Source organism: Vibrio sp. V39_P1S14PM300 (genome assembly GCF_009904765.1).
Taxonomy (GTDB): domain Bacteria; phylum Pseudomonadota; class Gammaproteobacteria; order Enterobacterales; family Vibrionaceae; genus Vibrio; species Vibrio proteolyticus.
In genome coordinates this window covers 1-13424 of record NZ_WXWP01000225.1, presented here as the reverse complement: position 1 = coordinate 13424, position 13424 = coordinate 1, and the positions used below count along the sequence as shown (strand labels likewise).

Below are 13424 nucleotides of genomic sequence, written 5' to 3'. Positions count from 1 at the left end.
CTTCTTGGCTCGATCGCTTTGTTGCGCATCGTTTTGCAGCCCCACTTGCTCAAGTTCAACCAGCAAATTGCCTAGATTCATGATTCCCTCCACAAGGCAGTCAGAACATTAATAAGCAAACAGTAACATATAAAAATCTGTCATCAGCAGGCTTTTTGTTCTTAAATCACACTCACTTAACAAACAGAAAGCCAACTTAATGATTAGCAACAACAAAATTTCACTTTATTGTGCAAGTTCATTGACCTTCCCCTTAGGGAAAGGTCTATACTTAGTTTCTCTTTGAATGGATATGTTGTTATGCCTAAGTACTCTCTTCGTACAATTTGGATGACGTTGCTGACTTTGCTGGCCTTTTTAGTGTCTGGCGTATCATCAGCTGATCCAAGCATGGCATTTCAAATCTCATCCTCTGCACATCATCAGTCCATGATGTCGTCCCCGAGTACAACCGACCATACGCCCAATGCGCATCACTCGATGGCAAAAAGCAATGGTTATGGTTGTGACGGCTGGTCCGGGTTACAAGACTGTTGCAACGTTACGTGTATTAGTGCTCTTGCCACCTTGCCTGCACCGATAACCAGTTTGACGCGCTCACACCTGCGCGCGCCCGTGCCTCACGATCTGCCTGCGATAAAAATCAAACGGCAAACCACACTCTATCGCCCCCCTATCGTCTGATTTCTTTTCAATCTGATTGTATTCCGTTTCATTTAACACTTTAGAAACGGGTGTTTTCGCCTGGCCTGAATTCGTTCACGCCTCACGATTGATGGAATCTACACGTGAAAATCAAACCATCCATACTCGCTATTGCTGTGAGTGGACTGGTTGGGTTGACGTCTGCGCCACTGGCTGCTTCAGGCAGCTTACGTACGGCGGTACAACAAGACGTACCCGCACACCAGCCCATACTCAAGCAATGGATTGAACTCGCGCTGGAAAATGACGCGAGTCGCAAACAAATCTACGCTCAGGAGTTATCCCTGAGGGAAACGGCCATCGCCAATGCCACACTGATGGATCCGAAACTCAAAGTCGGCGTCGGCGGCCTGCCCGTCGACAGCTTTAAATTTGATGACGATCCGATGACAAACATCTCGGTCGGATTGATGCAACAGTTTGAGCGAGGCTCAACACTTGATCTCAAACAAAAGCAAACGGGGCAGCAAGCCGATGCAATGCAACTGCAACGCCAGACACGTGAGCTCGAGGTCGCGAACAGCATGACCCAGCTTTGGCTTGAGCTGGGTTACCAGCAACAAGCCGAACACATCCTGCGTGAGAACCTGCGCCTGATGAAAGAAATGGAGCGCTACATTGCGACCAACTATCAGCTCGGGAAGAGTGACACTCAGGATCTGATTCAAGCTCAACTGCAAGTGAGCAAGCTGGATGAAAAACTGCTTGCCAATCAACAAATGCAGCGTCGTATCCAATCCCAGTTGTCCGAATGGTTAGGTCCCGCCTGGCTCAGCAATCAGGCCCGGATTTCCGCCAGTAACACACTCGACTGGCCTGATCTGGAGGCCAAGTTACGCCAATCTGACGGCAACCAGCACTATGCTCTGCTAAACCAGCACCCCATGCTAAAAATGGCCGATGTGGCCGTCGCCACCAGTCAGACTCAGGTCGAACTGGCTGAGCAGGCATACACACCTCAGTTTGGCGTGGAAGTCATGTACGCCTATCGGCAAGCCAACAACATGCGAGGCGAACCCGCGTCGGATTTAGTCAGCGCCTACCTGACACTGGATATTCCGCTGTTTACCGGCAATCGTCAGGATCGCCAGCATGCCGCCGCGCAATATCAGGTTGGTGCCGCTAAATCCAACAAAGACCTGCTGCTGGCACAAATGAACGCCAAAGTGAACGCATTGCTGGTCGACAAGAATAACCTGGAGCAACGTCTGGAACGTTATCAGGACACCTTATTGCAACGCGCTAAAGAGCGGACCCGGGCCGTAGAACGCGGTTACCAGAACAACACGGCTCAGTTTAATGACGTGCTCACCGCCACAGCCGATGAGCTGGCGCTGGATCTGGAAAAGCAGCGGTTGTTAACGGATCTGAACATTGCTAACAGCAATCTGGCTTATCTGCTAGACGCATTTGGCTATCAAGTGAACCAACCCGATCTGTCATCGACTGCCTCATCTGCTCAGGAGCGCCAACAATGAAAACAATCACTATCACGACACTGGCACTGACCGTCGGTGTTGCACTCGGCTTTACCGCCAACCAATTTCTGCCAGTTGGGCAGAGTGCCGCCTTATCCGCCAGCACCGCGTCTTCATCAACCGATGAACCACTGTATTGGGTCGCTCCAATGGACCCGAACTATCGACGAGATAAGCCGGGGAAATCGCCGATGGGCATGGATCTCATTCCTGTGTATGCCGAAGATCAGGCCAACAATACACAGGCGGCGGGCACGGTCACCATCAGCCCCTCGGTGGAGAACAACTTGGGCGTCAAACGAGAAGCAGTAAAAAAGGCCTACCTTGCGCCGCGTATCGAGACTGTCGGCTATATCGCTTTTGATGAAAGTCGATTATGGCAAACCAACGTGCGTGTGGCTGGCTGGGTCGAAAAACTGCACATCAATGCGGTCGGCGAGAAAGTCCAACAAGGTGATGTGCTCTTCACTTTCTATTCACCTGATCTGGTCAAAGCGCAGGAAGAACTGCTTAATGCTTACCGGACGGGCCGTAGCGGCCTTATTAAAGGCGCCACTGAACGGCTAGTATCGCTTGGTGTCGACCGCGAACAGATCCGCCAGATCGTAAAAAGCGGTAAAGCTCAGCAAACCATCGCCATCAAAGCCTCCGCAGATGGCATTATCGCCAGCCTCAATATTCGCGAAGGGGGGTATCTGTCGCCGGCTCAGACGGTGATCAGTGCCGGCCCGCTTGACGATGTCTGGGTTGATGCCGAAGTGTTCGAGCGCCAGGCTCACTGGATCACATCCGGCAGTCCGGCCACCATGAGTCTTGATTCTCTTCCAGGCCAATCATGGCAAGGCGAAGTGGATTATGTCTACCCTATTCTGGATCCACAAACCCGCACATTGCGCATGCGGCTGAAATTCCCTAACCCGGATGGGGAACTCAAACCGAACATGTTTGCTGGTATCACCCTGCAACCCAAATCTCAACAATCGGTGCTCACCGTTCCACGCTCAGCCGTTATTCACGCAGGTGGCATGAGCCGTGTCGTGCTGGCAGAAGGTGACGGCCAATACCGCTCTGTGCGCATCGAAACCGGACGAGAAGCGGATGACCGTGTTGAAGTCCTTAAAGGGCTCGAAGACGACGACATTGTCGTGACCTCCGCACACTTTATGCTCGACTCAGAGTCGAGCCAGTCTGCCGATCTGTCACGCATTGATTCTGGTAACGACGCAGACGCCTTGAACCATACCGCGTGGGCCAAAGGAGAGATTACCGACGTGATGGCAGATCACCGCATGCTTACCATCCGCCACCAACCGGTGCCACAGTGGGACTGGCCGGGCATGACCATGAACTTTCAGGTAAACGAACAGGTTGACCTCTCGACTCTTGGCAGAGGTCAGGCCATTGAATTTGAGATGGCCAAAACCGATGCCGGCCAGTTTGAAGTTATTAACGTGAAAGCGGACCACAGCGTGCTGGCTGCGGAAGTCTGGGTGACGGGAGACATCACCATGCTGATGGCCGATTTCGGCATGCTCACACTGAAACATCAGCCAGTCCACGAGTGGCAGTAGGACGCAGGCGTGATGAACTTTTCGGTGGCCGATGACATCGATTTGTCCGCGTTCAAAGAAGGTGAAACGGTTCGGTTTCTGATCGCTCGCAGCGGCTCAGACTACACGCTGGTTGATATTGAACCGGCAACTCAGGGAGGCAAGTAATGATTGCAGCCATTATACGCTGGTCGATCAACAACCGTTTTCTGGTGCTGATTTCGACCCTGTTTCTGACTCTGGGCGGTTTATACAGTGTCAAGAACACCCCCGTCGACGCTCTACCGGACTTATCGGATGTTCAGGTGATCATTAAAACCAGCTATCCGGGGCAAGCGCCTCAGGTGGTTGAGGATCAGGTCACCTACCCACTCACCACCGCGATGCTCGCCGTTCCAGGAGCCGTCACGGTGCGAGGTTATTCCTTCTTCGGCGACTCATACGTATACATTATCTTTGATGATGATACCGACATGTACTGGGCGCGCTCGCGGGTACTGGAGTATCTCAGCCAGGTCGCCCCTAAGTTACCACCGAATGCCAAGCCCACGCTCGGTCCCGACGCAACCGGTGTTGGTTGGGTTTACAGCTATGTGTTGCAGGACAAAACCGGTCAACACGATCTGGCCCAATTGCGCAGCTTGCAAGACTGGTTCTTGAAATACGAACTGCAAACCGTGAGCGGGGTGTCTGAAGTCGCCACAGTCGGTGGCATGGTCAAACAGTATCAGGTACAAATCGATCCGGCCAAACTGCGTGCCTACGATCTGACGCTACAACAGGTCAACAACGCCATACAAAATGGCAACCAGGAGACGGGTGCGTCAGTGGTTGAAGTGGCCGAGGCTGAACATATGGTACGTACCACCGGCTATCTGCGAAATGTCGACGATATCCGCGCGCTGCCGTTGAAAGTCACCAGCAAAGGTACTCCATTGCTGCTTGGTGACATCGCCGACATCAATCTGGGGCCTCAAATGCGTCGCGGCATCTCTGAATTCAACGGAGAAGGTGAAGCCGTCGGCGGTGTGATCGTGATGCGTTACGGCGAAAACGCCAGTGACGTGATCGCGGCCGTCAAAGACAAACTTTCCGAGTTGCAGCGCAGCCTGCCTGATGGCGTGGAAATTGTCTCGACTTACGACCGTTCAACGCTGATCAACGCCGCCGTCGACAACCTTTGGAAGAAGTTAGCCGAAGAGTTCATTGTGGTGGCGGTCGTGTGTGCTCTGTTTTTGTTCCACATACGTTCGTCGCTGGTGATCGCACTCAGCCTGCCGGTCGGTATCCTCTCGGCTTTCGTGGTCATGCACTGGCAAGGTATCAATGCCAACATCATGTCACTCGGCGGGATCGCCATCGCCATCGGTGCTATGGTCGACGGGGCTATCGTGATGATTGAGAACGTTCACAAACACATAGAACGCACCCCGTTGACCGACAAAAACCGTTGGCAGGTTATCGGCCGTGCGGCTGAGGAAGTGGGAGCACCACTGTTTTTCTCACTGCTTATCATCACGTTGAGCTTTGTGCCGGTTTTCGCACTTGAGGGACAAGAAGGCAAAATGTTCTCGCCTCTTGCCTTCACCAAAACGTACGCAATGGCCGCCGCTGCAGGCCTGGCAATCACACTGGTTCCTGTATTGATGGGGTACTTTATCCGCGGAAAGGTACTGCCAGAGCACAAAAACCCGGTCAATCGCGGCCTGGTGGCGCTCTATCGGCCACTACTGAACCTCAGCCTGAGCTACCCGAGATCGATGCTGATGCTTGCTCTGGCCCTGATGGCGTCTGCGTACTACCCCATCAGTAAAGTGGGCAGTGAGTTTATCCCACCACTGGATGAGGGCGACCTGATGTACATGCCGACTACCTACCCCGGCATATCCATCGGTAAAGCGCGCGAATTACTGCAACAGACCAACAAACTGATCAAGACCGTACCCGAAGTAGCGACCGTGTGGGGAAAGATTGGCCGCGCAGAAACGGCCACCGACCCCGCGCCATTGACCATGATCGAAACCGTCATTCAGCTCAAACCAAAAGAGCAATGGCGTGACGGCGTCACTACTGACGATCTCAGGAAAGAGTTTGATCAGTTGATTCAGTTCCCAGGGCTGACCAACGCCTGGGTCATGCCAATAAAAACCCGTATCGACATGTTGGCAACGGGGATCAAAACACCGATCGGGATAAAAATTGCCGGACCAGACCTGAACGTGATTGAGCAAATTGGCGCCGATCTCGAACCGATTCTCAATCAGTTAAACGGGACGGCGTCGGTGTATGCCGAGCGTGTCGCTGGTGGACGTTACGTCACGATCGACATTAACCGCCGTCAGGCGGCGCGGTATGGGTTGAATATCAGAGATGTCCAACAAGTGATTGCCACCGCCGTGGGCGGCATGAATGTCGGAGAAACCATCGAGGGACTCGAACGCTACCCAATCAATGTGCGTTACCCGCAAAACTACCGTGATTCGGTCGTCAAACTGCAGAATCTGCCGCTGGTAACGCCAAATGGCGCTCGCATCGCACTCGCAGATGTGGCTGACATTCGCTACGAAGACGGTCCACCGATGATCAAAACCGAAAACGCCCGTCCGAACGGTTGGGTCTTTGTCGATATCGATGGTCGAGACCTAGGTTCATACGTCCATGAAGCGCAACAAGCCGTCGCGGCACAACTCGATATGCCATCCGGTTATTCTCTGACCTGGTCTGGTCAATACGAATATATGGAGCGCGCCAAAGCGCGCCTGAGTGTGGTAACGCCAATCACACTCGCCATCATCATGTTGCTGCTCTACTTCAGCTTCCGCCGTGTTGGAGAGGTGCTGATCATTATGGCGACCCTGCCACTGGCAATGGTGGGCGGTCTTTGGCTGATGCATTGGCTGGGCTACAACTTCTCTATTGCCGTTGGTGTGGGTTTCATCGCACTCGCCGGTGTTGCAGTGGAAATTGGCGTCATCATGCTGGTGTATCTCAATCAGGCATGGCACGCGCGCAAGCTGCATGCGCAGGAAAATCATCAACCGCTGGAAAAACAGGCACTGATCGATGCTATTCGTGAAGGAGCCGGGTTACGCGTCCGTCCGGTGATGATGACCGTGAGCACCGTCATCATCGGCCTTATCCCAATCATGTATGGCGAAGGCACAGGTTCTGAGGTCATGCAACGCATCGCTGCCCCAATGATCGGGGGTATGGCGTCCGCTTTATTACTCACCCTGCTGGTTATTCCAGCTATTTTCAAACTATGGAAGAGCCGGGAAGTCCGGCCAACCAATCCAACTCAATCGTCACTCTCGGATAAATAAGGAATTCAACAATGAAAAAAACACTACTGACTCTCTCTCTGATCATGGCCGCAAGCGGTGTTATGGCTGACGAGCATATGCAGATGAACCATGACAGCATGATGGACAGCGGCACCATGCACGAATCAATGATGGATAGCAATAAAATGGACCACTCACAAATGATGAACATGGAAGGCATGTCGGATGTGGGCATGCCTGCCGCTGGCGCCAAGCCGGATAAAGTGATTCACGTGATCTTAACGGACGACATGAAAATCACCTTTAAAGAAGATATACAGATCCAGCCTAACGATGTGGTGCAGTTCGTGGTAATGAACACTGGCAAAATCGATCACGAGTTTTCCATCGGCTCGAACGCAGAGCAGTTGAAACACCGCGAAATGATGCGTCAAATGACCACAGGGCACGCTCACGATTCAGGTAGCACGGTCACCGTGCAGCCAGGCAAAGCCAAACAGCTCACCTGGCACTTCCACGGCGATAACAACGTCGAGTTTGCCTGCAATATTCCAGGGCACGCCGAAGCTGGCATGGTTAAGGATGTGGTTCTGAAATAACTGACAAAGCCCCGGTTACGGGGCTTTATTTAAAATAAGGCGTCAGTCACGAGACAACTCTCGACACATCTAGGGTGATGATGGGTGTCAGAAACTGGAGATCAGGGTTCGCGGACACCAATTAGAATTCTATAAAGGCTGTGCCGTCTCATGCAGATGACGCCATATCACCTGATCACCTTTCCCCAACTCAAACACAACAGTGGAAAAACGCAGCGTGGAACGTTGCCCTGGCAGTTGTTGTCGCTCTTGGTACGTCACGCAAGCCCCTACTTCACTCTCCGTAATCAAACGCATATTATCTATTTTAATCTTCAGCCCCGGTTTCGCTCCACATTGCGCCTGAAAAAACGAAGTTAGAGACGTGTAATTAAGCTGGGCACCGTCAGGTGTTACCATTGAATAAGCCGGGCTGAAACGTGCTAACAACTCTTCACACACTTGTGTAGGACTCCTGACGTCGCTAAGCCAACAGCAAATCAAATCGTGTGCATCTAAGATTTCTTGAAAATAACGGTTCATCATTTCTCCTTATTTAATATAGGTATCACACCGGAATTCATTATTCGTAGGCTGAGTAACACAGGAATGAAGGCACTAACGGCCGCCAGAGCAAAGCACAGTTGATATGCCTGGAGCTGGCGAATTCCTTGCATATTGAGTAACACACTCAGCAGCAAGCTAATTAACGTGACCCCAAAACAGAAACTGAGCTGACGGTTGATGTTCCACAGTGCACTAGCATCTGCCAGATCGCCATCATGCACTTGAATAAACGCCAGGCTTTGCGCCGCACTACTGCACAGACTTCCTCCGAATCCCATCAACGCATAAGAGATGAACGCAAAAACAACGTCGTCGGCGCTGCCGACCAACATTAATAATCCAATGCCCCACCCCTGCACCAGGCTACCAACGATAAACAACGGACGCGGTCCAACTTCATTAAAGTGTTTGCCCGTCAGAGAGATCGCAGCAAATGCGGCGAGTGCCCATGGAAACATCATCGCTCCCACTAAAGTGGCATGAATCCCCAGTAGATCTTGCAAATACAACATCGCAATCAGGCTGACGCCAGTGAAAATTCCCGGAACGAGTTGATAGATCAGCATCGCGGTATGCAACATCGGGTCCTTAATTAGGCGTAGGTTCAGCAACGGCTGTCGTTTACGTAACGAGGCGATTACATACCAGACCATCAGCAATATACCGAAGGCCATTAACGTTGTGCCCAAATTCAAACGTTCGCCTTCACCCATATACGTCAGGCCCAGCAATATCAGAGTTAATGCCGCACTGCCTGAAATAAAGCCCCTCACATCCAGCGGTTCGATATCAGTAGTGAGTACATCACGCTTCAACCAGGCCAAGGCAAGAAGCAATGAAAAAACTGCCAGAGGCAAGCTGGCTCCAAATACCCAACGCCAACTAACATTGTCTACCAGCACACCACCAATGGCCGGAGCGAGCGCTGGCGCCAGCAAAGCAACCAGCATCACGGCAGAAGAGAGCTTTGCCCGCTCATGGTTGCGATAAAGTACATAGGTCATTGCCTGACCAACTGGGATCAACAACCCTCCCCCCAGACCTTGAACTACACGCCAAAGAATAAGTTGTTCAATTCGGGCAGCACCTATTACTCCCAAAGTACCGATAATGAAGATAATCAATGAGAGGATAAACAGGCGTTTGGATCCCATTCGTTTTGCCAACCAACGACTCAAAGGAATAACTAACGTTAACCCCAGAATGTACCCATTACTCACCCACGCCAGCTGACTCACTGATGCATTCAACTGCCTGCCAATATCCGGATAAGCAACATTGGCGATAAACATGTTAAGCAAATCGATGAAAAAACCCAGCAGATAAACGCTGGCGACACGCACCCGATAACTCATATATTTCTCAAGGAAAACAACATAATGGGTGTAGTATAAATTCAGGAAAATAAAGATAAATCCACGTATTGCAGTTACACTGTCAAGAATATTTTGACAATAATCCAAGAGAATTAGGTGGAAGCATGCTCAATATGCAACGTTTGGAAATATTTGTGGCAGTCGTGAAAACCGGAAGTTTTACTGGCGCGGCAAATACACTGGGACTGACTAAAGCTGTCGTAAGCTTTAATATCAAGCAGCTTGAGCAGGAATTAGGGGTTTCCGTACTTACACGCAGTACACGAAAGGTGGCGGTCACCGATGCAGGTGAACATTTTTATTGGCGCTGTCAACAACTGTTACAAGATGCGGAACAGCTTTTGGATGATGTCCGCAGCGATCATGCAGGTCTGAAGGGTATCTTACGCATTACCACAACGCCTGAATATGGCCCCCGAATTGTAGTGCCAGTACTATCAACCTTCTCAGTGTTACACCCTCAACTGCGCATCCAACACGTTTCGTCATCACAAAATGATGACTTGATCACTGGACGTTTCGATGTCGCGATACGCCTTGGTCAATTGACGGATTCCACGCATCGCGCAAAGCTGATTGATCAGTTCGATATTTTACCCGTCGCTTCAAAAGAGTACCTAACAACATATCATGACCACGGCATCGCCGACCTGAAGCAATTACAAAGTGCACACTGGCTTGCACATAGCCGTCTCTCCACACCGTTGAGCTGGGACGTCACAACACCTGCAGGTGACAACGTGCAATTCAGAGCAGATACGCCTTCCAAGATTATGGCTGACAGCGCCGCTTCACTACTCGAATTTGCTCGCAATGGCGCAGGCGTTGCTCTACTGCCCGCTTGGCTGGTGCAAGAAGACATTACCAATGGCTCGTTAATCCGTTTGTTGCCTGGTTATCGCTTTCCCAAACAAGGTATCTACGCGCTTTATCCCAATACTCGCCATGTGCCTGAAAAAGTACGGACATTTATCGATTTCTTGCAGAGCCAGGTCGAGAAGTCTCACTGATCGGACTCAACAAACGTCTGTTTGCCATTCAACGAAAATGCCGACCTCCTCGCACAACAAATCAACGAACGGTTAACAAACACCGGTAGTAAGTCGTTTTATTAGTTAACTCACATCGACCCAACCGTTGTTGTTCAGTTTTCGGGGACACAGCTGATTAATAGCCGCTTTGTTGTTACCGGACAAAGTTCAATTAATCCGATGATGGCTCCAATTAGCGACACGATCATTCGATTTAGTCTGCTTTTTTACTCTAAAGTTATTGGCATTTGTGCAGATACAGTATCGATACGTCACGTCTAATTTCGCGGGACACTTTTTACAACAGTGGTTTCATCTCTAAGCGTCATAGGCTTAACAGAGTCCTGGCTTTAGGCATCAAAATAAAATTGCGTTGAGACAATCAGAATGAAAAGAATAATCCTATTAGCCGTCTGCGCCATGTTTGGCATTGCTGTCGTGGCCAGTATGGCATCAACTTATCTCATTTCGAGTCAGAAAATCGACGAGATCATCCTTAACAAATCCCAAGTTCAAGCTGAGTTTCTGGCAAAGAATGCCAGCTACATTCTGGAAAACTCAGACAATCCGATTCAAGATCTTCAAACATTGGTTGACGGATTAAAGCAGCGCTCTGACGTGAGCTATGCCATTGTCATCGATAAAAAGGTGACCGCCGTTGCACACAGTGATAATCAAAAACTCAACAAAGTTTATGACGACGATTATACCGTCGCTGGTGCGACCAAAGGCGTGCAACAGTATTCAAAATGGTACGCTGACGTACAACAGGTATGGGTGTTTGACATCATGGCCCCTATCTACGTCAACGGCCAGTTATACGGAACGTTTGATATCGGTATTCCGATCACTGAAGTCAGCCAGGCGACCAACGGAATTATTACTTATCAACTGACCTCCATGGTTGCGATCTTTGTACTCTGCGTCATTGTGCTTTCACTTCTGTTGGGCAAATTAATGCGCCCTCTTTCGGTACTAAAGAATGCATTGCACGAGATTTCTCAGGGAGATGGTGATTTAACCGTCCGGCTGCCAACCAAAGGCAACGACGAAGTCGCGCAAATATCTGCGGCATTTAACGTGTTTGTCGGTAAAGTTCACGAGATCATCACGCAAGTTGTCAATACCGGTGTCGAATTGAACAGCTCGGCCATCGCACTGCGCGAGCAATCACAGCAAGCCTTGGCAAGAGGACAAGAGCAGAACGAACAGACGATGCTGGTGGTGACGTCCATGAATGAAATGATCGCCACCGTCAATGAAATTGCCTCAAATGCGGCCGGTGCAGCAAATGCTGCTGGCACCGCGACCAATGAGACGCAAGCAGGTTACAAGACGTTGGAAAGAACAACGACAGCAATGACCAACCTTGAAACCGAAATGAACAGTACGTCAAACATCATTGCCAGTCTTGCAGACAACACACAGTCGATCGGGACCATCCTTGAAGTGATTCGGGGGATCTCTGAACAAACGAACTTGCTTGCGCTGAATGCTGCAATTGAAGCGGCACGTGCTGGTGATGCCGGGCGTGGCTTTGCGGTGGTTGCAGACGAAGTCCGTAATCTCGCGACAAAAACGGCACAATCAACAGACGAAATTAACACCATGATCAACCAACTGCAGAGCGAAGCGCAAAGTGCAGTGAATTCAATGGGCAACAGTAAATCGTTGATTGAGGAAGGCACTGCCGAAACAGAATTGGCCAGACAAGCGCTGGAAGAGATCTCAACTCAAGTAATGACCATTCTGGACATCAACACGCAGGTCGCAACAGCAACTGAACAACAATCCACCGTGGCCAATGAGATCAATATGAACATGGATACCGTCAGCCACTCGGTGAAAGGCTCGTTAAGCGCCAGTGAACAGCTGGAAGAGTCCAGCCAACGCCTCGCTGAGCTGTTTAGAACACTCGACCGTCATGTTGGGGCATTCAAAATCTAGCAAGGACGTTGTCCAAATCTAAATCCGCTTGCCGATTGAAGAGCCAGCAACGCAACGTTGCTGGCTCTTTTATCATGAAAAACATGTACTATCGCTCAACACATCACACGCCGTTTTCGCATAAATGACCGTGTTATCTAATGCTCCGGATAGAGCCGTTTTGTTTCCATGCTCTGCGCTCCCTTGTCACTGAGCCGATATGGTTATTTCTTGTATTTTCTATACAGGGACTCAATGGAGTAATCAAATAGCTCTTTGAGCTGTTGTTTGGCTTCGGGTATCGACATAACATCAAAGTTTTTGGAGACCGCATTGCGACCAAATAGATTCCAAAAGCTCGACTTTATGACGACGTCTAAGTAAAGAAGCCCCTTATCAACATCGATTGGCGTAAACTGGAACGTAGCGTATTTGTCCTCCTCATCACCAAAGATGAAGAAAAAGCCACCGCCCTCACCTAGCTTTTCACACCATTCCATTTCTTCTGCCCAGGGATAGTTGTCAATGATGTCGCAGGCTTCATGATAGGTCGAAACAACTTTGTCATGATTCACGAGTTCGGGGCCTTCAACCCGATGCTGATAAAACACTTTAACGCTCACACTCTCTCCTCTTCACGCAACAACGGATTCTTTCTCGTTTATTCAGTGCTGATGTTCCATTTAGCCTATGTGGCTACTTAGGCTCAGATAGTGTCACACCTCGACATACGAAACAACACCCATAAGCATGTAACTCCTTGACTTATCAAGCAGAAAACCCTGACAAACGGTTCGGTTTATCAGGGCAGGCATTAAAACGACTAGTAAACGATGAGCGGTAATCAGAAGACTTTCTTAATTGCCGCTTCTGCACATTCAACATCCAGATGGCCGCCCGGAGCACCGCCTACACCAATAGCACCAATG

Annotated in this window: 9 protein-coding genes and 2 pseudogenes; 7 read left to right on the top strand and 4 right to left on the bottom strand. The window is 50.3% G+C overall.

What is annotated here, in order from left to right; genetic code table 11:
- Positions 1-300: 300 nt before the first annotated feature.
- The 5 genes and pseudogenes from CAG65_RS11450 to copI all read left to right on the top strand — a co-directional run bounded on the left by CAG65_RS11450 (position 301) and on the right by copI (position 7616).
- A complete protein-coding gene (locus CAG65_RS11450) occupies positions 301-684 on the top strand; it encodes a hypothetical protein (protein WP_161453713.1) in 384 nt (127 codons plus the stop codon).
- A gap of 104 nt (positions 685-788) precedes the next feature.
- Entirely contained in the window at positions 789-2183 is a 1395-nt protein-coding gene (locus CAG65_RS11445) for a TolC family protein (protein ID WP_161453712.1), read from the top strand.
- Positions 2180-3901 (top strand): annotated as a pseudogene (locus tag CAG65_RS11440) (efflux RND transporter periplasmic adaptor subunit). Before CAG65_RS11445 ends, CAG65_RS11440 begins: the two are co-directional and overlap by 4 nt.
- Positions 3901-7056 (top strand): efflux RND transporter permease subunit, encoded by a 3156-nt coding sequence (locus CAG65_RS11435; protein ID WP_161453711.1) that lies wholly within the window; start codon positions 3901-3903, stop codon positions 7054-7056. Before CAG65_RS11440 ends, CAG65_RS11435 begins: the two are co-directional and overlap by 1 nt.
- Before the next feature lie 11 nt (positions 7057-7067).
- Positions 7068-7616 (top strand): copper-resistant cuproprotein CopI, encoded by a 549-nt coding sequence (gene copI, locus CAG65_RS11430; protein WP_161453710.1) that lies wholly within the window; start codon positions 7068-7070, stop codon positions 7614-7616.
- 129 nt (positions 7617-7745) lie between these two features.
- Here the strand turns inward: copI and CAG65_RS11425 are convergent, their stop codons facing one another.
- Together CAG65_RS11425 and CAG65_RS11420 are read right to left on the bottom strand one after the other, a co-directional pair.
- A complete protein-coding gene (locus CAG65_RS11425; protein ID WP_202599358.1) occupies positions 7746-8141 on the bottom strand; it encodes a hypothetical protein in 396 nt (131 codons plus the stop codon).
- Positions 8138-9517, bottom strand: coding sequence for an MFS transporter (locus CAG65_RS11420; RefSeq protein ID WP_040902095.1), 1380 nt, complete (start codon positions 9515-9517; stop codon positions 8138-8140). Before CAG65_RS11420 ends, CAG65_RS11425 begins: the two co-directional genes overlap by 4 nt.
- 125 nt (positions 9518-9642) lie before the next feature.
- On the opposite strand from CAG65_RS11420, the gene CAG65_RS11415 reads away from it, so the two are divergent.
- Positions 9643-10548, top strand: coding sequence for a LysR family transcriptional regulator (locus CAG65_RS11415; protein ID WP_021703429.1), 906 nt, complete (start codon positions 9643-9645; stop codon positions 10546-10548).
- Positions 10549-10956: 408 nt separating this feature from the next.
- The gene (locus CAG65_RS11410; protein ID WP_161453709.1) at positions 10957-12516 is read left to right on the top strand and encodes a methyl-accepting chemotaxis protein; all 1560 of its coding nucleotides are present in this window, start codon (positions 10957-10959) and stop codon (positions 12514-12516) included.
- A gap of 203 nt (positions 12517-12719) precedes the next feature.
- On the opposite strand, the gene CAG65_RS11405 is transcribed toward CAG65_RS11410, so the two are convergent.
- Positions 12720-13118 (bottom strand): hypothetical protein, encoded by a 399-nt coding sequence (locus CAG65_RS11405; protein ID WP_161453708.1) that lies wholly within the window; start codon positions 13116-13118, stop codon positions 12720-12722.
- A 221-nt stretch (positions 13119-13339) separates the two neighbouring features.
- Positions 13340-13424 (bottom strand): annotated as a pseudogene (locus CAG65_RS11400) (GlcG/HbpS family heme-binding protein); the annotation flags it as partial.

What these genes read in the sequence shown, in the direction of transcription:
- CAG65_RS11450 (WP_161453713.1), top strand. Translation starts at nt 301, where the DNA reads ATGCCTAAGTACTCTCTTCGTACAATTTGGATGACGTTGCTGACTTTG.
- CAG65_RS11435 (WP_161453711.1), top strand. Translation starts at nt 3,901, where the DNA reads ATGATTGCAGCCATTATACGCTGGTCGATCAACAACCGTTTTCTGGTG.
- copI (WP_161453710.1), top strand. Translation starts at nt 7,068, where the DNA reads ATGAAAAAAACACTACTGACTCTCTCTCTGATCATGGCCGCAAGCGGT.
- CAG65_RS11425 (WP_202599358.1), bottom strand. Translation starts at nt 8,141, where the DNA reads ATGATGAACCGTTATTTTCAAGAAATCTTAGATGCACACGATTTGATT.
- CAG65_RS11420 (WP_040902095.1), bottom strand. Translation starts at nt 9,517, where the DNA reads ATGAGTTATCGGGTGCGTGTCGCCAGCGTTTATCTGCTGGGTTTTTTC.
- CAG65_RS11415 (WP_021703429.1), top strand. Translation starts at nt 9,643, where the DNA reads ATGCTCAATATGCAACGTTTGGAAATATTTGTGGCAGTCGTGAAAACC.
- CAG65_RS11410 (WP_161453709.1), top strand. Translation starts at nt 10,957, where the DNA reads ATGAAAAGAATAATCCTATTAGCCGTCTGCGCCATGTTTGGCATTGCT.